The 20,565-nt window shown below is 72.9% G+C and carries 18 protein-coding genes; 8 read left to right on the top strand and 10 right to left on the bottom strand.

All coding sequences use genetic code 11. The features are described 5' to 3' along the window. Nucleotides 1–111: 111 nt before the first annotated feature. From thpR to ACFYYW_RS42070, 4 genes are all read right to left on the bottom strand, one after another. A complete protein-coding gene (gene thpR, locus ACFYYW_RS42085) occupies nucleotides 112–669 on the bottom strand; it encodes an RNA 2',3'-cyclic phosphodiesterase (protein WP_364416652.1) in 558 nt (185 codons plus the stop codon). A 54-nt stretch (nucleotides 670–723) separates the two neighbouring features. Beyond that, nucleotides 724–1,965 carry an MFS transporter gene (locus tag ACFYYW_RS42080; protein ID WP_352320924.1) on the bottom strand — a complete coding sequence of 414 codons (1,242 nt, stop codon included), beginning with the start codon at nucleotides 1,963–1,965 and terminating at the stop codon, nucleotides 724–726. A gap of 23 nt (nucleotides 1,966–1,988) precedes the next feature. Beyond that, nucleotides 1,989–2,435, bottom strand: coding sequence for a MarR family transcriptional regulator (locus tag ACFYYW_RS42075; RefSeq protein WP_352320922.1), 447 nt, complete (start codon nucleotides 2,433–2,435; stop codon nucleotides 1,989–1,991). Between the two features lie 124 nt (nucleotides 2,436–2,559). Next, nucleotides 2,560–3,996 (bottom strand): NCS2 family permease, encoded by a 1,437-nt coding sequence (locus tag ACFYYW_RS42070; protein WP_387658304.1) that lies wholly within the window; start codon nucleotides 3,994–3,996, stop codon nucleotides 2,560–2,562. Between the two features lie 91 nt (nucleotides 3,997–4,087). Between ACFYYW_RS42070 and ACFYYW_RS42065 the strand changes: the two genes are divergently transcribed. Beyond that, entirely contained in the window at nucleotides 4,088–4,300 is a 213-nt protein-coding gene (locus tag ACFYYW_RS42065; RefSeq protein WP_387658302.1) for a DUF2530 domain-containing protein, read from the top strand. 92 nt (nucleotides 4,301–4,392) lie between these two features. Beyond that, nucleotides 4,393–5,853, top strand: a complete 1,461-nt coding sequence (locus ACFYYW_RS42060) for an alpha/beta hydrolase (RefSeq protein ID WP_387658299.1) — start codon at nucleotides 4,393–4,395, stop codon at nucleotides 5,851–5,853. A gap of 93 nt (nucleotides 5,854–5,946) precedes the next feature. Here the strand turns inward: ACFYYW_RS42060 and ACFYYW_RS42055 are convergent, their stop codons facing one another. Then, nucleotides 5,947–8,979, bottom strand: coding sequence for a sacsin N-terminal ATP-binding-like domain-containing protein (locus ACFYYW_RS42055; protein ID WP_387658296.1), 3,033 nt, complete (start codon nucleotides 8,977–8,979; stop codon nucleotides 5,947–5,949). 88 nt (nucleotides 8,980–9,067) lie between these two features. Then, the gene (locus ACFYYW_RS42050; protein WP_352320914.1) at nucleotides 9,068–9,868 is read right to left on the bottom strand and encodes a DUF3027 domain-containing protein; all 801 of its coding nucleotides are present in this window, start codon (nucleotides 9,866–9,868) and stop codon (nucleotides 9,068–9,070) included. Between the two features lie 125 nt (nucleotides 9,869–9,993). Between ACFYYW_RS42050 and ACFYYW_RS42045 the strand changes: the two genes are divergently transcribed. After that, entirely contained in the window at nucleotides 9,994–11,502 is a 1,509-nt protein-coding gene (locus ACFYYW_RS42045; RefSeq protein ID WP_387658292.1) for an MFS transporter, read from the top strand. Here ACFYYW_RS42045 and ACFYYW_RS42040 read toward each other — a convergent pair. Both ACFYYW_RS42040 and ACFYYW_RS42035 read right to left on the bottom strand, forming a co-directional pair. Continuing rightward, a complete protein-coding gene (locus ACFYYW_RS42040; protein WP_352320910.1) occupies nucleotides 11,499–11,894 on the bottom strand; it encodes a cold-shock protein in 396 nt (131 codons plus the stop codon). The genes ACFYYW_RS42045 and ACFYYW_RS42040 overlap by 4 nt on opposite strands. A 90-nt stretch (nucleotides 11,895–11,984) precedes the next feature. After that, nucleotides 11,985–12,605, bottom strand: coding sequence for an HAD family hydrolase (locus ACFYYW_RS42035; RefSeq protein WP_387658288.1), 621 nt, complete (start codon nucleotides 12,603–12,605; stop codon nucleotides 11,985–11,987). A gap of 100 nt (nucleotides 12,606–12,705) precedes the next feature. Here ACFYYW_RS42035 and ACFYYW_RS42030 point away from each other — a divergent pair, with 100 nt between their 5' ends. Both ACFYYW_RS42030 and ACFYYW_RS42025 read left to right on the top strand, forming a co-directional pair. Continuing rightward, nucleotides 12,706–13,098, top strand: a complete 393-nt coding sequence (locus ACFYYW_RS42030) for a hypothetical protein (protein ID WP_352320906.1) — start codon at nucleotides 12,706–12,708, stop codon at nucleotides 13,096–13,098. Between the two features lie 34 nt (nucleotides 13,099–13,132). Continuing rightward, nucleotides 13,133–13,750: a helix-turn-helix domain-containing protein gene (locus ACFYYW_RS42025; protein ID WP_357976178.1), complete on the top strand. Its 618-nt coding sequence runs from the start codon at nucleotides 13,133–13,135 to the stop codon at nucleotides 13,748–13,750. On the opposite strand, the gene ACFYYW_RS42020 is transcribed toward ACFYYW_RS42025, so the two are convergent. After that, nucleotides 13,743–14,459 carry a hypothetical protein gene (locus tag ACFYYW_RS42020; RefSeq protein WP_387658283.1) on the bottom strand — a complete coding sequence of 239 codons (717 nt, stop codon included), beginning with the start codon at nucleotides 14,457–14,459 and terminating at the stop codon, nucleotides 13,743–13,745. The genes ACFYYW_RS42025 and ACFYYW_RS42020 overlap by 8 nt on opposite strands. A gap of 66 nt (nucleotides 14,460–14,525) precedes the next feature. On the opposite strand from ACFYYW_RS42020, the gene ACFYYW_RS42015 reads away from it, so the two are divergent. Then, a complete protein-coding gene (locus tag ACFYYW_RS42015; protein WP_387658280.1) occupies nucleotides 14,526–16,856 on the top strand; it encodes a helicase-associated domain-containing protein in 2,331 nt (776 codons plus the stop codon). Between the two features lie 15 nt (nucleotides 16,857–16,871). On the opposite strand, the gene ACFYYW_RS42010 is transcribed toward ACFYYW_RS42015, so the two are convergent. Next, a complete protein-coding gene (locus tag ACFYYW_RS42010; protein ID WP_387658277.1) occupies nucleotides 16,872–18,224 on the bottom strand; it encodes a hypothetical protein in 1,353 nt (450 codons plus the stop codon). A gap of 422 nt (nucleotides 18,225–18,646) precedes the next feature. Between ACFYYW_RS42010 and ACFYYW_RS42005 the strand changes: the two genes are divergently transcribed. Together ACFYYW_RS42005 and ACFYYW_RS42000 are read left to right on the top strand one after the other, a co-directional pair. Beyond that, on the top strand, nucleotides 18,647–20,122 hold the full coding sequence (locus ACFYYW_RS42005) for an AMP-binding protein (RefSeq protein ID WP_387658274.1): 1,476 nt from the start codon (nucleotides 18,647–18,649) through the stop codon (nucleotides 20,120–20,122). A 69-nt stretch (nucleotides 20,123–20,191) separates the two neighbouring features. Further along, nucleotides 20,192–20,545, top strand: coding sequence for a hypothetical protein (locus ACFYYW_RS42000; protein WP_352320895.1), 354 nt, complete (start codon nucleotides 20,192–20,194; stop codon nucleotides 20,543–20,545). The last annotated feature ends 20 nt before the right edge of the window (nucleotides 20,546–20,565 follow it).

Raw genomic sequence — 20,565 nt, 5'->3', positions numbered from 1 at the left:
TCAGGTCAGCAGGCGGCTCAGGTCAGCAGGGCGCCGAGAAGGACGATCAGGAACAGCAGGCCGAGCACGAGGGGCAGCAGCCAGGGGCGAGGACGGTCCACGCCCTGGAGCCTAGCCCCGCTTCACCGGTGCGAGCGCCCAATCGCCGAGTGACTCGTACCTCACCTGGGGCCCGGTGTGGCTGCGGAACAGGTGCAGCCGCTCGGCCCGCCACGGCGACCCGGCGAACCCGGCCAGCGACTCCACCAGCTCTCGCAGGTCGGTGTCGGTCCGGGCCCTGGCCAGGGTGAGGTGGGCGTGGAACCGTTTCTCGTCGGTCTGCACGGCCCCCGCGCGGCGGCCGGCCGCGCGGGCCGAGTCGGCCAGCCGGGTCATGGGGTCGCCCGCGACCCCGGCCCAGAGCACCCTGGCCCGCCGCGCCGAGGAGAACGCCCCGGCCCCGGCGAGGGCCACGTCGAGCACCGTGTGCCGGTGGGCGGCCCGCTCCAGGCGCACCTGGAGGTCGGGCAGCGCCCGTTCGGGCACCTCGCCGTAGAAGGCCAGCGTGACGTGCCAGGTCGGGCGGCCGGCCCAGCGCAGCCCCGGCACCTGCCCGACGTACGGCGCCACGGCCCGCTCGACCTCGTCGAGCGCCTCCTCAGGCGGGACCACGGCCGCGAAGAGCCTCATGTCATGCGATTGTCCCCGGACGGGGACGGATCACGCCATCGTCATGCCGCAGCGTCATGCCATCGCGAGCGCCGGCCTGGCCATCCGGTTGCCGATCAGCTTGGTCACCAGCACCGCGAGCCCGGTGCCCACCAGGACGAGCACGCCCGACAGCAGCACGCCGGTACGCGGCCCGCCCAGCTCCGACAGCCACCCGATCAGCGGCGCCCCGATGGGCGCTCCCCCGGTGAAGACCAGCATGTAGATGCCCATGACCCGGCCCCGCATCTCGGGGGACGTGGCGATCTGCACGCTGGCGTTCGCGGCCGTGTTGATGGTGATCAACGCGATGCCGGTCGGGACGAGTAGCAGCAGATAGACCGGGTAGAAGGGGGCCAGCCCGGTCAGCACCTGGAACAGCCCGAACCCGATCGCCCCGGAGAAGAGCACCTTGCGCGAGAGTCTGGCCCGCCGCGCCGCCAGCAGCGCGCCGCCCAGCGCGCCCACCGCGAACATGCTGGAGGCCAGCCCGAACGACGACGCCCCGGCGCCGAACACCTCGCGGGCCATCAGCGCGATCGACATCGAGAACGACTGCGAGAACATCGACACGAAGGCGATCAGCAGTATCGGCATGAGGAGCTCCTCGCGCCGCAGCACGTACCGCAGGCCCTCCCTGAGCTGGCCCTTGGCCCTCGGCACCGGCTCGGACAGGTTGAGCTCGGACTTCCGCATGAAGACCAGGCTGGAGATCACCGCGCCGAAGGTGAGCGCGTTGATCAGGAAGATCGGTCCGGTGCCGCCCAGCACCGAGATCAGGATGCCGGCCAGCGCGGGGCCCACCACGCGGGCGAGGTTGAAGATGGAGCTGTTCAGGGCGATGGCGTTGGGCAGATCCTGCCGTCCGACCATCTCGACCACGAACGCCTGCCTGGTCGGCACCTCGACGCAGGAGATCAGGCCGAGCAGGAACGCCATCACGAACACGTGCCAGACCTGCGCGGCGCCGGTCATGGTCAGCACGCCGATGGTGAGCGCGAGCACCGCCATCATCGACTGGGCGGCGATGAGGATGGGCCGCTTGGGGTACCGGTCGGCGAGCACGCCGCCGAAGAGCCCGAACAACAACATCGGCAGGAACTGCAGGGCGGTCGCCAGGCCGAGGGCCGCCGCGCTGCCCCCCACGCCGTGCGGGCCCTTGGTCAGGTCGAGCACCAGCCAGTCCTGGGCGGTGCGCTGCAGCCAGGTGCCGACGTTGGAGACGGCGCCACCTGCCGCGAACATGCGATAGTTGCGAACCTTGAGCGACCGGAACATCCCGGTCTTGGGTTGCTCAGGCTCTATATCTTGCTGAGCTTCTCCAGGATCGGCGCCGCCTGCCGCAGGATCGACCGCTCCTCCGGCGAGAGCTCCTTCAGCCGCTGTGTCAGCCACGCCTCCTTGCGGCGGCGTTCCTCCTTCAGCAACGTCTGGGCGGCCTCGGTCACGGTCACGGTCACCTGACGCCGGTCGGTCGGGTGCGGGGTGCGTGCGACCAGGCCGCGTTCCTCTAGCGCGGCGATCACGCGCGTCATCGAGGGCGGTTGCACCTTCTCTAGCTCGGCCAATTCGCCGGGGGTTATCCCGGAATGCCGTTCCACGGCGGCGAGCGTCGCGAACTGGGTGGGCGTCAGCGAGTGCGCCGCCGCCTGACGCCGGAGTCGCCTGGTCAGCCTTGCCATCGACACGCGCAGGGCTGAGGCCAGGCCCGCGTCGCTGCGCAGGTCCATCTTGGGCTGGGTGTTCATTAGCACGTCTCATTACCTTTGCTAACTATATGCGAAGGCAAGATATTTCCCTAGGTCAGGTTCGTCTCACTCCTTGATACCCCGAAGCCGCCCCACATGCGCGGGGCGGCTCCTGGTGTCGAGGTCAGAGACCGATCGCGGCCCGGATCGGGCCGATCGCGAAGTACAGGACGAACAGCGCGGTGACGCCCCACATGAGCGGGTGGACCTCGCGCGCCTTGCCCCGCACGACCTTGACCAGCACGTAGCTGATGAAGCCGGCGCCGATGCCGTTCGAGATGGAGTAGGTGAACGGCATGACGACGATGGTGAGGAAGGCCGGGATGGCGATCTCGTAGTCGTCCCAGTCGACGTCGCGGATGGCGGTCATCATGAGGAAGCCCACGACGACCAGCGCGGGCGTGGCGGCCTCGTAGGGCACGACGGCGACCAGCGGCGCGAAGAAGATGGCGACCAGGAACAGCGCACCGGTGACCACGCTGGCCAGACCGGTCCGCGCGCCCTCCCCGACGCCGGCGGCCGACTCGATGTACGTGGTGTTCGACGAGACCGAGCCGGCGCCGCCGGCCGCCGCGGCGATCGAGTCGACGAGCAGGATCTCCCTGGTCCGCGGCAGCGTGCCGTCGGCCTGGACCAGGCCCGCCTGGCGGCCGACGCCGACGATCGTGCCCATCGTGTCGAAGAAGTCGGTGATGAGCAGGGTGAACACGAACAGCACGGCCAGCAGCACGGAGATCCGGCTGAAGGCGCCGATCGGGTCGAACTCCGTGAACAGCGTCAGCGGGTTGTGGAAACCGAAGATCTTGTCGGCGGACGGGAGGGCGGGGACGTTGAGCTGCCAGCCGCCGGCGTTCTTGGGCGAGGCCGCCCCCACCTTGGTCAGCGCCTGGACGACGATCGCCAGCACGGTCGAGCCGACGATGCCGATCAGGATCGCGCCCTTGACCTTCCGCGCCACCATGGCGGCCGTGGCCAGCAGGCCCACGATGAACACGAGCACCGGCCAGGAGGTGAGCTGGCCGCCGATGCCCAGCTCCAGCGGCGTGCCCGCGGCCTTGCGCACGAAACCGGCGTCCACGAAGCCGATCAGCGCGATGAACAGGCCGATGCCGACGCTGATGGCGGTCTTGAGCTGGGCCGGGATGGCACGGAACACCGCCGTCCGCAGGCCGGTCAGCACCAGGATCGCGATGATGACGCCTTCGAGGAAGACCAGGCCCATGGCCTCCTCCCAGGTCATCATCGTGGCGATGTTGAAGGTCACGAAGGCGTTCAGCCCGAGCCCGGCGGCCATCGCGAACGGCACCCGGCCGACCAGGCCCATGATGATCGTCAGGACGCCGGCCACGAACGCCGTGCCCGCGGCGACCAGCGGCACCTGCGGGGTCGTGCCGTCACCGATGACCTGGCCCTCGATGTCCTTGCCGTAGGCGAGGATGATCGGGTTCAGCACCACGATGTAGGCCATCGTGAAGAACGTGGCCAGGCCGCCGCGCACCTCACGGGAGATCGTCGAGCCTCGTTCAGAGATTGCGAAGAAACGGTCTATTGCATTACGCATGTCACTCACGCGCCGAAGAGTGACAGTAGTGGTGAGCTGGGAAAAGTGTCCGCAATCGGATCGAGACCCGATTGGAAGCTAGGCTGGACACGTGAAGCAGCAGTGGCGCCCCGATCCCGAGCCGATCAAGACCAACGACACGGCCGCCGTCGGGGCCGGCACCGCCCTGTGGGCCGTCGCCCTGGTCGTCCTGCTGATCTTCCGCCCGGCCCCCGAGAACACGTGGTGGATCTGGACCTGCGTCACCGGGGTGGGCTTCGGCCTCTTCGGCATGTGGTTCGTCAGCCGCCCGCGCCGGGGTTGACATTCATCATCTTCCGGACATCTCCGAAGTCATCAGGAACCCATGTCTCCCTCCACTACCTGGGCGGACACCGTCCCGGCAGGCTGGTCAGCATGAAGAAGGCGATGTTGACGATCCTGCTGGGCGCCGCCGTCCTCGCCGGCTGCGGCACCACAGGTGAGCCCGCGAAGCAGACCGGGCCCGGCAAGGGCGCCGTCGCCTGGAGCCCGTGCACCGGGCTCACCGGGCCCGACGGCAAGCCGCTGCCCGAGGACGAGGCCGTCCAGTGCGGGGCCGTACAGGTGCCCCTGGACTACGGCGATCCCGGCGGCCGGAAGATCGATCTGGCGCTGATCCGCGTCAAGGCCACCGGCGACCCGCTCGGCTCGCTGGTCTTCAACTTCGGCGGGCCCGGGGCGTCCGGCGTGGACACGCTGGCCCAGGCCGCGAAGGCGTTCGGCAGCCTGGGCACCCGCTACGACCTGGTCAGCTTCGACCCCCGCGGCGTCGAGCGCAGCGCGGGCGTCAGGTGCGGCGGCCGGCTCGACGCCCTCCTCGCCGGGCCCACGGGGGCCGCTGGCGAGGCGATGTCGGAGCAGTTCGCCGCGGCCTGCGAGAAGGACTCGGGCGCGATCCTGCCCCACGTGGGCACCGTGAACGCCGCCCAGGACCTCGACCGCATCAGGGCGGCCCTCGGCGAGCGGCGGCTCAACTACTTCGGCTTCTCCTACGGCACCCACCTCGGCGCCGTCTACGCCACCCGCTTCCCCGCGAACGTCGGCCGCTTCGTCCTCGACGGCGCCTTCGACCCCACGGTCAGCTTCGAGCAGCGCGCCGTCACCCAGGCCACCGGCTTCGCCCACGCCTTCGAGGCGTTCGCCGAGGACTGCGTGGCGCAGACCTGCGACCTCGGCAAGGACCCGGCCGCCGTGCGGAGCGCCGTCGAGAAGCTGCTCGACGGGCTCAGGGCCAAGCCGCTCAAGGTCGGCGACCGGCAGCTCACCTACGGCCTGGCCCAGCTCGCCGTCATCACCCCGCTGTACGCCAAGTCCGCCTGGCCGGTGCTGGAGCAGGCCGCCGCGGCCGGCATCAAGGGCGACGGCGCCACCCTGCTCGCCCTGGCCGACGCCTACACCGGGCGGCGGCCCGACGGCACCTACTCCACCATGATGACCAGCCTGCAGGCCATCACCTGCGCCGACACCACCGAGCGCCCGACCGCCGCCGACATGGCCCGGGTCGACGCCAGGATCAAGAAGATCTTCCCCATCCTGTCGGCGGAGGGCACTGCCACCGTCTGCGGCCACTGGCCCACGCCCGGCGACGACGCGGCCAAGCGCATCGACGCCACCGGCTCGGCGCCCATCGTGGTCATCGGCGGCAAGGGCGACCCGGCCACGCCGTACGAGTGGGCCACCGCGCTCAACGCCAAGCTGAAGACCGGCGTGCTCATGACGTACGAGGGCGAAGGGCACGGCGCCTACCTGAGCGGCGACAGGTGCGTGACGCGCACGGTGGACGCGTACCTGCTGAACGGAAAGGTGCCGGCGGCCGGCACCACCTGCGCGGCCTGACCCGGAAGGGTGCCGGCGGCCGGCACCCACCTGCGCGGCCTGACCGCGGCGGGCCGCCCCCCGCGACCGGGGAGGCGGCCCGCCGGTCTCAGGTCAGGTCAGGTCGGCCTCGGCCAGCAGCAGCGGCACCGCCTCCGGGTCGCGCAGCAGCGCGGCCACGGCCAGCCGGTCGTTCCACTGGCCCGTGGCCCAGGCCAGCCCGCGGGCCAGCCCGTCGACGCCGGTGCAGTGGACCGCGCCCTCGAAGAACCGCCACGTGCAGGCGACGCCGTCGACCAGCAGCTTCTCGTGCTCGACGTACGTCTCGGGCGCGGTCGGCAGCAGCGAGCGCACCTGCGGCGGCACCGCGCGCACCTCGCCCTGCGAGGTCACCTCGCCGGTGGCCAGCTCACCGGCCAGCGGCAGGTCGAGCAGCTCCGACAGCGCCTCGGCCAGGTCGTAGGAGGCCAGCACCAGCGGCCGGTCGGTGACGAGCTGCAGCAGGTCGGGGGCCTCGACCACCACGGCGTCCTCGGCGGCGGCCACCACGATGTCGCCGCCGAGCACCGCGCGCACCCGCGAGGGCGGCTCGACCCGGGCCGGATCGACGGCGGCCAGCGCGATCCACAACGCCCGCAGCTGCGCCCGGTCGACCTCGATCGCCGGGTCGGCCATCAGCTCCAGCAGCTCCTCGGGGCCGCCGTGGGCGGCCAGCAGCTCGGCGAGCGTGGTGCGCACGCCGAGCATCGACAGCGCCGCCTCGTCGAGCCCGGCCGGCGCGTCGGCGTAGAGGCCCTGCAGGAGCGGGTCGGCGCCGGGCAGCCGCAGCTCAAGCGGCTTGCGGCCGCCGAGCACCGGATGGTTGGCCAGCCACCACGCGGTGTAGGACGGCACCTCCACGCCCTCGACGCGCAGCGGGTGCAGCGCGGCCCGCAGCGGCGGCCGGGTCAGCAGCGGCAGCGCGGCCGCCCAGTCGGCCACCAGCTCAAGGTCGCGCACCGCCGCGAAGTCGGCCACCACCGGCGGCACCGCGAGGTCGGGCAGCAGGTCGAGCACGTGGTCGAGCCAGTCGGCCTCGCCGTCGAGGTCGTGGTCGCAGTCGTCGTGGTCGAGCAGCACGTCGGAGTCGTGGGCGACGGCGAACCCGTCGAGCACGCCCGCCGCCGCCAGCACCCGCGCCCCGTAGGTCTCCTCCAGCTCGGGCGCGGCCACGCCGAGGTGGGTGTCGGGGGCCAGCAGCCCGGCCAGGGCCCCGTCGGCGAGCATCAGCTCACCGGCCGCGTAGAGCTCGCCGTCGGCGCCGCGCAGCGCCAGCTCGGCCAGCCACGGCGCCTCGCCGGGAACCAGCCCGGACGCCGCCACCAGCGACAACACGGCCCGCGCGACCGGCTCGGGGTCGGCGCTGTCGAGCGACTGCGCGACGGCGGCCTTGGTCAGCGGATCTTCCAGCACCGTGCGCGGGGTGGCCTCGGCGGCCCCCAGCCGCAGCAGCGCCGGATGGGCCGCCTCCGGATGCACGATGCGCAGCCCGAGCGGGGTGAGGTCGAGGTCGGCGCCGCCGTCGGTGAGGATCAGCGTGCCGCGCGGGCCGCGCACCACGCGGCCGTCGGTCAGCGGCACCGGCAGCGCGCCCAGCGACTCGGGGTCGTCGGCGGGCAGCACCGCATACAGGGAGCGCCACCAGGACGGCTCACGCGCCTCCACGGCCTCCCCGGACAGCAGGTCGACCACGTCGGCCAGCTCCACCCGGCGCACGCCCAGGGCGACCATGGCCGGATGCCTGGCCGGCCACCCGGCGGGCAGCAGCCCCGGCACGAAGTCGGCCACGGTGTCGAGCAGCTCGGCGGTGGCCCCGGCCACGACGGCCGCCTCCCGGCCCGCGACCACCCAGCCGTCGCCCTCGGGCTCGCGCGCCGGATGCTCGACCCGCCACTCGGCGTCGGGCTCGTAGACCTCGGCCTCGGCGAAGGACGGGGTCTGGACCGCGGGCGCGGGCGCCGACAACGCGGGCAGCAGCGGCGCGGACGGCAGGCGCTGGAGCACGGCCCGCCGGACGCGCGCGTCGAGCTCACCCTTGCCCATGAGGGACGGCACCAGGTCGAGCAGCCTGGACGTGCGAGGCAGCTCGCCCAGCAGCCGGACGTAGGCGTCGGCCACCCGCTCGACCAGGAAGTCGGTGAGCGGCCCCTTGGCGACGTGCCGCCGGTCGGTGGCCATCGGGAAGGAGGCGATCAGCAGCGCGGGCAGGTCGATGGGCTCGTCGCTGGGCGTCGGGGCGTGCACGACGGGCGGCACGGCGGCGGGCAGCGGGCCGGGCTCGCCGGTGCCGGTGACGGGCACCGCCCAGCGCAGCGACCAGAAGGGCCGCGCCCGCTCCTCGGTGGGCCGGTCGGCGAACAGCCTGGCGACCTCGTCGGGGGTGAACTCGCCGGACTCCGACACGACGTGCCAGCCGTCGGCCACGACCGTGCGGGTGGCGCCGTCGAGGTCGATCTCGATGGCCTCCAGCGCGGGCAGGCCGAGCAGCAGCGCCGGGCTGGTCTCGGCCAGCATGCCGCGGACGGCGTCGACCGCGGCGGCGTCGCGCAGCGGCAGCCGGACGATCGTGTCGAACCCGGCGGGCACCTCCAGCGGCGGCGCGTCGAACGGCAGCCTGAGCAGCGGCACGTGGCCGGCCCGGTCGGCCAGCTCGCCCGCCAGCACGGGGATGCCCGCGACCAGCTCGGACGTGCCGGCCCGGGACCAGCGCACCGAGCCGCCGCCGCGCGAGCCGATGGCCGGCTCGTCGCAGACGGAGACGACGGCCGCGAAGCCCACGCCGAACCGGCCGGCCGCGCCGATCTCGTCGCGCTTGCCCGACACGCGCAACGTGGACAGGCCCTCCACGCCGGTCGCGTCGAGCGGGGCGCCGGTGTTGGCGGCCGTCAGCACGTCGCCGCGCAACGTCAGCCGCAACACCCCTGGCACCCCCGCGCGCAGCGCCGCGTCGGCGGCGTTCTGGGCGAGCTCGACGATCAGCCGGTCGCGGTAGCCGCCGAGCGCGAAGTCCTCCTCGGCGTTGGCGTCCTCGCGGAACCGGGCGGGCGAGGCCGTCCAGGCGGAGAGGACGGCGGCTCGCATCCGGTCAGTGCCAAAGGTGTCGGTCATCGATCACGATCCTGGTCGAGTGAAGAGGGGCCAGGGTAGGTTAGCCCCCCTGACCGACGAAACCGCCGTGCTCGTGCTCGTGCTCCGGTCAGGAGTGGCCGAGCTCCTCGGTGGCGGATCCGTCCACCGAGCCCTCTTCCTCCTCGATCAGGTCGTAACCCAGGTCGTCGAGGATGGGGATGGCCTGCTCGACCGGCGGGGGCAGCACGGCCGCCTCCGAGTGGGCGCCGCAGCCGTGGTCGGCGGCGACGACCTTGCCGTCGTCGGGGGCGTACTCGTTGGCGCAGACGCCGAACGACAGCCGCAGCTCACCGGAGAGCAGCCAGTAGAACCCGCAGGTGGAACACTGCGCGGGCGCGGCGTGTGCGATCGGAGTGTGCGGCCCGTGCTCGCCCGCGTGCCAGCGTCTGGCAGCCCGGTCTCTGCCGATGGCCGAGAGCACACGGGCTCGGCCCAGGCCGTACTCGAAAACCATCTGGCGGTCGGCATCTTCGTCGAGCTCGGTGAAACCGGGCGCCAGCCTGTCGTCGTCGTCGGGGGTCGGCAGCAGGTCGCCGACGCCCAGGTCGCCCGGCCGCAGCCGCTCGCTCCACGGCAGCCACTCGGGGGCGAGCAGCGCCCCGGAGCCGGGCAGCAGCACGGCCTCGCTGACCGTGACCTTCTTCGCGCGCGAGGCGCGGGTGACCGTGACGGCCCACCGCCAGCCGCGATAGGCGCGGTCGAGGCAGGCGAAGTAGTGGGTGACGATCCGGTCGCCCTCGCTCTCGAAGCCGAGGTGGTCGCCGGGCTCGCCCGGGTGCGCCAGCTCCTGCGCCGCGGCGCGCGCCAGATCGACTGCGGCGACGCAGGCCTGGTCGGGAGCGGGGACGCGGGCCCGGGTGCGGCTCATCGGGCCGCCTCCGCCTGAAGGTGCTGTTCGCTCACACTTCATTCTCACCCATAGGCGGACCTGGCAGACCCACAACCGCCGATCCGAAGCTGAGAAGAGGGGTGAATCGGGTAAGACTGGTAGGCGTGGGGGGTGGCTGGGAGCAGGCTCGGGACATCTCGCGGCGGATGGGCCAGGCCATCGGCGACGCGGGCCGGGCCGCCGTGCGCGCGGGCCGGGGCACCGCGAGCGGCGCCGTCCGGGCCGGCCGCGCCACCGCCAGGGGCGCACGCAGGGCGGGCAGGGCGACCAGGAAGCTGACGTACGCGGGCGGCGCGGGCCGTACGGGGCTGGGCCGGCTGATCGAGCTGTCGGCCGGCAACAGCGCCGCCGACGCGCTGGTCACGGTGGCCCTGGCCAGCACGGTGTTCTTCGGTGTGCCGGTCGGCGAGGCGCGCGGGTCGGTCGCGCTCTACCTGGTCATCACGATGTTGCCGTTCGGGCTGCTCGCGCCGTTCGTGGGGCCGATCCTCGACCGGTTCAGGTCGGGCCGCCGCTACGTGATGGCCGGCACGCTGTTCGGCCGGGGGCTGCTCTGCTTCGCCATGGCCGCCGCCGTGGGGGCGGGCGACCTGCCGACGCTGTTCATCGGCGCGCTGGGCGTGCTGGTGTTGTCGAAGGCGTACAACGTGTCCAGGGCGGCGATCATGCCGAGCGTGCTGCCCGCCGACATCACGCTGGTCTCGGCCAACGCGCGGGTGGCGCTGTTCACGCTGGTGGCGGCCGGGGTGGCGGTGCCGGTCGGGGCGGGGCTGACCGCGTGGCTGGGCAGCGCCGTGGTGCTGCGCGTGGCCATGCCGGCCTTCCTGCTGCTCGGCGTCGCCGCCGTACGCCTGCCGCGGCACGTCGACTCGCCCGACCAGGAGGAGGAGGGCGTGGCGCCGCGCTGGCGCACCCTGCTCAAGGTGGGCCCGGCCGTGGCCGAGGCGGTCTGGGCGAACGTGGCGCTGCGCGTCTTCTCCGGTTTCCTGGTGTTCTTCCTGCTCTTCCTGGTCCAGGACAAGGCGGTGCCGTGGCTGGCCGCGCCGGCGGCGGCCGCCTCGTTCTTCGACGTGCCCAAGACGATCGCGCTGCTCGCCCTGGCCGCCGGGCTGGGCGGCCTGGCCGGGGCCGCGGTCGCCAACTGGACGCGCAGCCACTCCCCCCAGGTGATCGTGCTGGTCACGCTGGCGGTGACGGCCGCGACCACGATCGCCACGGCCGTCCTGTTCGACCTGTGGACCGCGCTGGCGGTCTCGCTGGTCACCGCGTTCGCCCAGGAGCTGGGCAAGCTCGCGCTCGACGCGATCGTGCAGCGGGAGATCGGCGAGGAGGTGCGCTCGTCCACGTTCGGGGTGGTGGAGGCGGTGCTGCAGTTCGCCTGGGTGTTCGGCGGCCTGCTCGGGCTGGTGTTGTCGCTGACCCGCAGCTCCCTGGCCGGCTTCGTCGCGCCGGCGGTCGCGCTGACCGGGGCGCTCGGCTGGCTGCTGGTCACCAGGCGGGGGCGGGTGCGGGCGGCCGAGGCCAAGCTGGCCGGGCAGCGGGCCGAGGACCCCGATCAGCAACGGACCGAGACCCTCGACCGCACCAAACCCCTGACGAACCCGGGCGGTTAGGCGTCGAGGTCGTCCGCGACGGCCCTGAGCACCTGGGCGATCTTCTTGGCGTGGGCCGCCTCGGGGTGCTTGCCCCGCTGGTAGGAGGTGGAGACGCCGTCGAGCAGTTTGATCAGGTCTTCGACGATGACGACCATCTCGTCGGGCGTCTTCCGCTTGCCCTTGGGCTTCGTCTTTGCCAGGGTCGGCGGCTGGTCCAGGATCCGGACCGACAGCGCCTGCTGGCCCCGGCGTCCCTCGGCCACGCCGAACTCCACCTTCTGGCCTGGCTTGAGCGGGCCGGCGTTTGTGGGAAGCGCGGAGGAATGCACGAAGACCTCACCGCCGTCGTCACGGGTGAGGAAGCCGAAACCCTTGTCGGCGTCGTACCACTTGACCTTGCCACTCGGCACAGGAGGACCTCGTTCAAACAGTCGAAAAGGATGAATGGATGTAGGTTATGCCCCGAAGAGCGCGGAGGCGACCGGAAAAAAGCCCGGCAATTACCGTAGTTCGTCGCGTGCACGCCATCCGGCGAACCAGTCGGCGAATTCGGTCAGGTCGGCGAGCGCCACATCGGCTCCGTGCTCACGCAGCTCTCCCACCGTGTAAGGGCCCGTCGCGACGGTCACGCTCATGGCGCCGCCCGCGCGTGCCGCCTCGATGTCGGCGACATGGTCACCAACATAAGCCGCCGCGCCGAAGCGCGCGAGTGCCGTTCCCTTGGCGGCTCCGAACACCGATCCGACCACTTCGTCCACGGCCAGCCCGAGCAGTTCGACGGTGCCGGCTGCGTCGCGCGGGTTCTTGCCCGTCACCACGATCACCCGGCCGCCGCGGGCCCGTACGGCGGCGATGGCCTCGTACGCGCCCGCCATCGCGGTGTGCACCGGAACGCCCACCGCGGGATAGATCTCCCGGAACAGCTCGGCGGCCGCCGGAATGGCCTCCGCCGGCATCCAGTTGGCCAGCTCGTACTCCAGCGGCGGCCCCAGCCGGGTGATGATCTCACCGCTGTCGATGTGCACGCCCAAACGGCTTGACAGCTCGTCGTAAACGGCCGCGATGCCTGATCGTGTGTCGGCCAATGTCATGTCCAGGTCGAAACCCACTGAGGTAGTCACCCGTGCAGGATGCCAAACGCCGCATCGACGTCGGTAACGACCCTTGTTGTGGGACTCTGGGAATGGGCAGAAAGGAATTACTTATCGGAGAGGAGTGACCGTGTCAGAGACCCCCCGCACGCCCGGCACGGGAGACCGGCTCGTGGCCGCCGCCGCTCCCCGTCCCCATCGGCCCGCCCGGCCGCGCGGCACGCCGGTGACGGCCTGGCGGCGGGTCGTGTCGTTCGTGGCGTACGCGGTACGGCTCGCGTCCAGGCTGGCGGCGCTCTCCTTGGCGCTCCACGCCGTCTTCACGGTGTTCCGGGCCAACCCGGCCAACGGCTGGTACCAGCTCGTCGAGTCGCTGGCCTCGGGGCTCTCGCTGGGGCTGACCAACCTGTTCCAGCTCGCCGACCCGCGCTGGACCACGCTCGTCAACGACGGGCTGGCCGCGCTGGTGTGGCTGGTGGCCGGTTCGGCGCTGGCGGGCCTGGTCAGGCGCACCGCGCCCTGACGACTACTCTCGTTGCGGAGGTATCTGCACAGACATGACCAGATCGACCCGTGAGCGGATCATCGACGAGGCCCTGCGGCTGTTCGCCGAGCGTGGCTACGCCGCCACCTCCGTGGCCGAGATCGAGGCCGCCTCAGGGCTCTCCCCCGGCGCGGGCGGGCTCTACAGGCACTTCAAGTCCAAGTACGAGGTGCTCGCGGCGGCGATCAACGAGCATGCCGCCCGCACCAGGAGCCAGGTCGCCGAGAGCCTGGCCGAGCTGAGCACCATGGAGGCCGCCGCCGGCCTGGAGGACCGCCTGTCGCTGCTGTGCCGGGCGGGCCTGGCCAAGGTGCGGGAGGAGTCCGAGCTCACCCGGGTGTTCTTCCGGGACCTGAGCCAGTTCCCCGAGCTGGTCGCGGTGGTCCGCGAGGGGCTGCTGCAGCCCATGTTCGACGCGATCACCACCTGGTTCCGCGCCCAGCCCGAGTACGCCGACGCCAAGGTCGACTGGACCGGCATCGCGGCGGTGCTCGGCGGCTCGGTGGTCCACTACCGGCTGTTCCAGGAGACCGTGGGCGAGATGCCGGGCCACGCGGAGAAGGACCAGTTCGTCGCCGCCTGGGTACGCCTGGCCGTCGGCCTGTTGCCCAGCCCCGCGCCGGTCAGCTGACGTCGAGCAGCCGGTAGGCCAGCCAGGCGACGCCGAGGGCCGTACCGATCATGAACATGACCCCGCTCACCTCGAAGAACCGGGCGACGAACGCCTCCAGGCCCGGCTCGGCCGCCTGGAGGCCCCCGACGAGCACGCCGCCGACCGTGTAGCCGAACAGCGGCGTCCCGGCCCCGGCCAGCTTGTCGCCCACCGTCCAGGTGTCGCTGAACAGCACGGCCGCCGCCCCCGCCGCCCACACCAGCACCGGCACCTGGAAGATCGCCACAGCCGGCAGCCCCACCGGCACCAGCAGCGCGGCCAGCGCCAGCACCACGAGGGCGGCAACGTCCCGCGGCTGCCCCCTGACCACGCCCCCGGCGCCCCCGCGGCCGGCCGCCGCGCGCCTGCTCCCGGGCCGGACGGCCGGGAGGCGCAGGGTGGGCCGCGGCCCGGCGGGGGTCCTCGGCGCGGGCTCGCCGGGCGGGTCGGCGGGCGGGTCGGCGGCGGGGGGCGTGGGTGGGGCGGCCAGGCGGCGGGCCTCGCGTTGCACCAGGGCCACCGGGTCGCCGAAGCGCGTCAGCACCTTGGCGACGTCCCGGGCGTCCTGGCTGCCCCGCCGCTCCGCCTCGATCCTGGCCCGCAGCCGCCGCGCGAAGTCGAGCCGCTGGTCGGGCCTGAGCACGCCGTGCGCCGCGTCGGCCGCCCTGCTGACGTAGTTCAGGACCATTTGGTCCGCGCGCTCTATCACGTCTGGCAATGCTGCCCCGATCAGGGGGGACATACCATGGCAACGATGGAGTTCACGGAGTGGATCAGGGGGCGCACCGACGAACAGCTTCGGGCGCTCGTCTCCGCGCGGCCTGAGTTGATCACTCCGGTGCCCGCGCATCTGGAAGGGCTGGCCGCGCGGGCCGCCAGCCCTTCGGCGATCGGCAGGGTGCTCGACCGGCTCGACCGGTTCACGCTGGCCGTCGTCGAGACGCTGGCCGTACAGGACGGGCCGGTGACGAAGGCGGCGCTGCGCGGCCTGATCGGGCGGGCCCTGGCGGCGGGCAGGCCCGAGCCCGCGCTGACCGCGGCCCTCGACCGGCTGCGTGACCTGGCGCTGGTCTTCGGCCCCGACAACGCGCTCGACCTCGGGCCGGGCGTGCGCAAGGTCCTGGAGGAGCCCGCCGGGCTCGGCCCCAAGGTCGTCGACGTGTTCCGGCACCACCCGCCCGAGCAGCTCGACGAGATGGCCGACGACGTCGCCCCCGGCTCCGACGGGCCCGGCAAGGAGCGGCTGGCCGCCGCGCTGGCCGCGCCCGAGGCCCTGGTGGCGGCGGTCTCGCCCGAGGCCAGGGGCGCGCTCGACCAGCTCGTGTGGGGGCCGCCGACCGGGCGGGTGCCCAACGCCAGGCGCGAGGTGCGCGTGGCCTCGGCCCGTTCGCCCATCGAGGAGTTGCTGGCGCGCGGGCTGCTCGCGGCCACCGGCGAGGAGAGCGTGACGCTGCCCCGCGAGGTGGGCCTGCACCTGCGCGGCGGGCGCGTCCACCGCGACCTGCTCGCCGTGCCGCCGGCGCTCGGCGGGGCCGCGCGCGACCGCGAGCTGGCCGACCGTACGGCGGCGGGCCAGGCGTTCTCGTTCGTCAGGTCCGTCGAGGAGCTGTGCGAGCGGTGGAGCATCGATCCGCCGGGGGTGCTGCGCACCGGCGGGCTCGGCGTACGCGACATGAAGCGCACCGCGACCGACCTCGACCTGCCCGAATGGGCGGCGGCGCTGGTCGTCGAGGTGGCGCACGCGGCGGGGCTGGTCGCCGCGGGCGGCGGCGTCGACGGCGAGTGGCTGCCGACCTCCGGCTACGACCTGTGGCGGGTCAGGGCCACCGCCGACCGCTGGGTGACGCTCGCCGCGACCTGGCTGCACATGGACCGCGTGCCCGGCCTGGTCGGCGAGCGCGACGACCGCGACCGGCCGCTCAACGCCCTGCACACCGACCTGCGCCGGGCCTCCGCGCCGGGGGTGCGCACGGCGACCCTCGGCGTGCTGGCCGCCGCGCCGGGCCTGGCGCCCGACCGCGACTCGGTGCTCGAACGCCTGGCCTGGGAGCAGCCGCGCCGGCGCGGGCCGCTGCGCGAGCAGCTCACCGAGTTCGCGCTGCGCGAGGCCGAGCAGATCGGCGTGACCGGCCTCGGCACGCTGTCCGGCCACGGGCGGGCGCTGCTCGACGGCGGCGACGCGGCCGGCCTGCTCGCGCCGCTGCTGCCCGAGCCGGTCGATCACGTGCTGCTGCAGGCCGACCTCACCGCCGTCGCCCCCGGGCCGCTGACCAGCGAGCTCAACCGCTGGATGACGCTCACCGCCGACGTCGAGTCCAAGGGCGGGGCGACCGTCTACCGCTTCGGCGAGGGCTCGATCCGGCGGGCGCTCGACGCCGGGCACGGCGGCGAGGAGCTGCTGGCGATGCTGGCCCGCCATTCGGCCACGCCGGTGCCGCAGGCCCTGTCGTACCTGGTGACGGACGTGGCCCGGCGGCACGGCCGGATCCGGGTGGGCACGGCCAGCGCTTACATCCGGTGCGACGATCCCGCGCTGCTCGACCAGATCACCGCCGACCGCCGCGCCGCCGCGCTGCGCCTGCGCCGGCTGGCCCCCACGGTGATCGCCTCCCGCTCGTCCAGGGCGGCGCTGGTGGACTCGTTGCGGGCCATGGGGTACGCGCCGGTCGCCGAGTCGCTCGACGGCGACGTGATCATCTCCCAGCTCGACAGCAGGCGTACCGAGGGGGTGGCGCCCGTACGCGCCGTGGCCTCGGTCGGCGGGCTCGATCCCGAGGTGGCCTCGGCGGCCGTACGCGCGCTGCGCGCGGGCGACGCGGCTCACCTGGCGCGCCGCGAGCCGGTCGACGCCCCGGGCGGCGCGGTGCCCAGGGGGCCCGCCACGGCCACGATCTCGGCCCTCCAGGACGCCATCAAGCAGGGCGTACGGGTGTGGATCGGTTACCTCGACTCGCAGGGCAACGCCACCTCGCGCATCCTGGAGCCGGCCCGGATGGAGGGCGGCTACCTGACCGCGTACGACGAGACCAGGGCGGCCGTCCACCGCTTCGCCCTCCACCGCATCACCGGCGTCGCCGGTCTCTGACCGCCTTCCCCCGTCTCAGGGGTGGTGGGTGAGCGCGTGGTCCGCGAGCCGGGCCGCGGGGCCGTCCCCGGCGGCCAGGCGGCGCAGGTGGGCCGCCGCGTCGGCCGGGTAGCGCAGCGACAGCCCGCCGCACAGCCCGGCGACCGCCGCGACCGCCCGCGGGTCGGCCGGGTCGGATGACCAGGTGAGCGCCAGGCGCAGGGCCTCGGGGGCGAGGGCGTCGTCGGCGCACATGTACGACAGCGCGCCGCCCGCCGCCAGCCGTTCGCCCGCCCGTCCCCTGGCCCACACCTCCAGGAACTCCTGCCGCGCCTCCCTGAACGACCAGGCGGCCAGCAACGCCACGCCCTCGGCCGCCCGCGCGCGCACGTCGTCCCCCTGGAGGGCCAGGGAGCGCGCCCACTCGCGCAGCGGCTGCCAGAGCCAGTAGCCGTACCGGGCGACTAGCTCGCCGAGCACCTGGGCGCGGTGCTCCGGGGCGCGGAAGACGACGAGACCGTCGTGCACGGCGATCAGCGGGTGCGGCGCGCCGGTCGGCCCCGGCCCCGCCTCGTGGGCCTCCCGGCCGCGCTCGAACGCGGCCAGCAGGCGGGCGAACTCCGGCTCGGGCAGCCCGTGCGCGAACGCGAGCGCCGCCACCGACCGCACCTCGCGCATCGGCGGCTTGGTGTCGAACCAGGCGGCCACCTCCTCGCCCGCGGGCTCGTCGTCCCGCACCAGGCGCGTGGCCAGGCGGACGACCTCGGCGGGCGTGCGCAGCGTCAGCGCGCGGACCCGGGCGGTGGCGGCCCCGGCCGGGGCGCTCCGGCCGCCGAACGCGCTCAGGTACAGGTCGAACAGCTCGCCGGGGTCGGGCGCGCACCACGGCTGCTCCACCTCGACCGCCTGCGACGGGACGCCGTTCCGGGTGATCACCAGGTACGACCCCAGCTCGGCGAGCTCGCGGGCCAGGTCGAGCAGCTCGCCGCGGTCGGCGCTCCCGGCGATCCAGTCGTGCAGCAGGTACGCCCGGCCCGGCCCGTACTCGGTTCTGGCGAGCAGGTCGGCGGCGCTGCCGGCCGGTGACAGCACGGTGATCCTGCTCTCGGCCAGCGACATGCGCGACAGCAGGGCGATGGCGCCGAGCCGCTTGCCCACGTCCGCCTCCCCCACCAGGACGAGCAGGTGGCGCGTGGACAGCCGGCGCACCGCGTCGGCGAAGCCGGCGGGCTCCAGGTAGGAGCGCAGCAGGGTGTCGGCCGCACGCCGGTCGAGGTCGCGGGCCACCGGGACGACCAGAGGCCGGAGCTGTTCGTTGATGGCGATGACACGCTCGGTGAGCGTTTTGTCGTCGAGGTCGCTCTCGCCTGCTTCAGGCGTGTCGATCACGAAGTCACCTCGGGCCTGACTGGAACGTTGACTGTGGAAAATGTCTTTCGCGAACGTTTTTCTCCGGCGACTTGTTTCCCGGGCTTATGGATTGACCGTTCGCCGCCCGGCAGCCACCGCGCTGACCAGGCGTTACTCGCAAAGCTCGCGGCCACGGCCGCCGGCGCGCGCATGTCGATCATGTCCTCCATTGCTCTGGGCGACGGGCCGGTGACAAGAACCGCGGCAAGCCATCTGGTAGCACGGAACCCTAGTTATCCCACCAATACACGATCTAGCGCCACCCGAAAACTCGAATGACCTTCTAGGCCGATATTGGACATTTACTCGGCATGACAGCATCGTCCACAATCATCAGTCAAGGGTGGACATGAGAACGTTCAGGGTTGACTGCGCGCGGCGCCTCCGATCAGGTTGTGCATGTGACCGAGCAAACGCTGGGCCAGCTGGCCGAGGAGTCATGGAACCGCTTCGACGACCACGACTCGGTGTTCTACGAAGGGGTCTGGCACCGCAGCCACGCGCTGGCGGAACGCGCCCGCCGGATGTGCGGCGGGTTCGTCGAGGCCGGGGTCCGGCCGGGCGACCGGGTGGTCGTGATGATGGCCACCTCCCCCGAGGTCCCGATCGTCTACCAGGCGTTGTGGGCGGCGGGCGCGGTGGTCACGCCGGTGGTCTTCCTGGTGGGGGCCGAGGAGCTGCGGCACATCCTGCTCGACAGCGGCGCGTGCGCCGTCGTCACCTCGCCCGAGCTCGTGGAGACCGTACGGGCCGCCGCGGTGGACGTCCGGATATATGTCGACACGGCCGAGCTGGAGAGCGCCACCGAGCACGAACGGGTGCACAGGGACCCCGGCGACCTGGCCGCGCTCATGTACACCGGCGGCACCACGGGCGTCGCCAAGGGGGTCATGCTGAGCCATCGCGGGCTCTGGCAGGTGGCCAAGGACGCGTACGAAATATCCCATCAAGAGGGGAAAAATCGTGCGATCGTGCCTGTGCCGCTCTCGCACGCGTACGGGTTGATCATCACCGTGGCCGGCCTGCACGCGACCGAGCCCCAGCAGGCCGTGCTCATGCGCTGGTTCGAGCCGGAGGCGTTCCTGCGACTGGCCGCCGAGCAGCACGTCCAGTACGGCACCGTCGTGCCCGCCATGATCCACATGCTCCTGGCCCAGCCGCTGGAGTCGCACCCGCTCCCCGACCTGGCCTACCTCACCTGCGGCGCGGCGCCGCTGGGCCGGGAGGCGCTGCAGGAGTTCGAGCGCCGGATGCCGGGCACGCAGATCCTGGAGGGCTACGGCCTGACCGAGACCAGCGCCGTCACCACCTTCAACCCGCCGGGCAGACGCCGGCCCGGCAGCGTCGGCCTGCCGCTGGCCGGCTACACGATCACCATCCGCGACGCCGCAGGCGAGGCGGTGGAGTGCGGCGACGTCGGCGAGATCTGCGTCAGCGGCGACTCCCTGATGCTCGGCTACTGGGGCGAGCACGAACCCGACCCCGAGGGCACCGCGCTGGTCGGCGACGAGCTGCGCACCGGCGACATCGGCTGCGTGGACGACGACGGCTACCTCTACATCGTCGACCGCAAGAAGGACCTGATCATCCGCGGCGGCTTCAACGTCTTCCCGCGCGACGTCGAGGACGCGCTCAACCAGCACCCCGACGTGGTCATGTCGGGCGTCGTCGGCCGTCCCGACCCGCGGCTGGGCGAGGAGGTCGTGGCGTTCGTGCAGCTCAGGCCGGGGGCCGAGGAGAACGCCGAGGAGCTGATCGAGTGGGCGCGCGACCGGGTCGGACGGGTGAAGTACCCGCGCGAGGTGCGCTTCGTCGAGTCGATCCCGGTCACCAGCGTGCTCAAGCTGGACAGGAAGGCTTTGCGCGGCCGGTTGTGACCGTCCGCGCACACCCGGGTCGGGCACGTCGGTATTCCGTGATAAACGTTGACCTGTCTGGAGGTGAACGTGAGTCAAGAAGATCCGTCCGGCTACCCGCATCTGCCCTACGGGGCGCCCTACGGCGAGCAGCCGCCTCCGCAGTACGGCTACGGCTACGGCGTGCCGCCGCGGCGCGACGAGGGCCCGCAGGCCGCCGCCATCGTCGCCGTCGTGCTCAACTTCCTGTCCCTCGCCTCCTGCCTCAACGTGCTCGGGCTGCCCGGCGGCATCCTGGCCGCCGTGGCGCTGACGCGGGCCCGCGAGCAGCCGGGAAGCGCCCGTTCGCTGCTGGTCTGGAGCTGGGTGCTGTTCGGCGCCGGTTTCGTGTTGAACATCGGGCTCTTCCTCTTCCTGGGCCTCACCGGCCGCCTGGACGACTGATCGATTACCCGTTCCGGGAC

Origin of the sequence: Nonomuraea sp. NPDC001831, from assembly GCF_042892035.1 — a bacterium.
GTDB lineage: Bacteria > Actinomycetota > Actinomycetes > Streptosporangiales > Streptosporangiaceae > Nonomuraea.
The sequence above is the reverse complement of the archived record's forward strand: the minus strand, read 5'-3'. Positions and strand labels throughout refer to the sequence as shown.

Excerpts from the sequence above, each read along its gene's own strand:
- ACFYYW_RS42050 (WP_352320914.1), bottom strand. The coding sequence starts at position 9,868 with ATGAGCCGCACCCGGGCCCGCGTCCCCGCTCCCGACCAGGCCTGCGTC.
- ACFYYW_RS42070 (WP_387658304.1), bottom strand. The coding sequence starts at position 3,996 with ATGCGTAATGCAATAGACCGTTTCTTCGCAATCTCTGAACGAGGCTCG.
- ACFYYW_RS42015 (WP_387658280.1), top strand. The coding sequence starts at position 14,526 with ATGGAGTTCACGGAGTGGATCAGGGGGCGCACCGACGAACAGCTTCGG.
- ACFYYW_RS42020 (WP_387658283.1), bottom strand. The coding sequence starts at position 14,459 with ATGGTCCTGAACTACGTCAGCAGGGCGGCCGACGCGGCGCACGGCGTG.
- ACFYYW_RS42060 (WP_387658299.1), top strand. The coding sequence starts at position 4,393 with ATGAAGAAGGCGATGTTGACGATCCTGCTGGGCGCCGCCGTCCTCGCC.
- ACFYYW_RS42080 (WP_352320924.1), bottom strand. The coding sequence starts at position 1,965 with ATGTTCCGGTCGCTCAAGGTTCGCAACTATCGCATGTTCGCGGCAGGT.
- ACFYYW_RS42055 (WP_387658296.1), bottom strand. The coding sequence starts at position 8,979 with ATGACCGACACCTTTGGCACTGACCGGATGCGAGCCGCCGTCCTCTCC.
- thpR (WP_364416652.1), bottom strand. The coding sequence starts at position 669 with ATGAGGCTCTTCGCGGCCGTGGTCCCGCCTGAGGAGGCGCTCGACGAG.
- ACFYYW_RS42075 (WP_352320922.1), bottom strand. The coding sequence starts at position 2,435 with ATGAACACCCAGCCCAAGATGGACCTGCGCAGCGACGCGGGCCTGGCC.
- ACFYYW_RS42025 (WP_357976178.1), top strand. The coding sequence starts at position 13,133 with ATGACCAGATCGACCCGTGAGCGGATCATCGACGAGGCCCTGCGGCTG.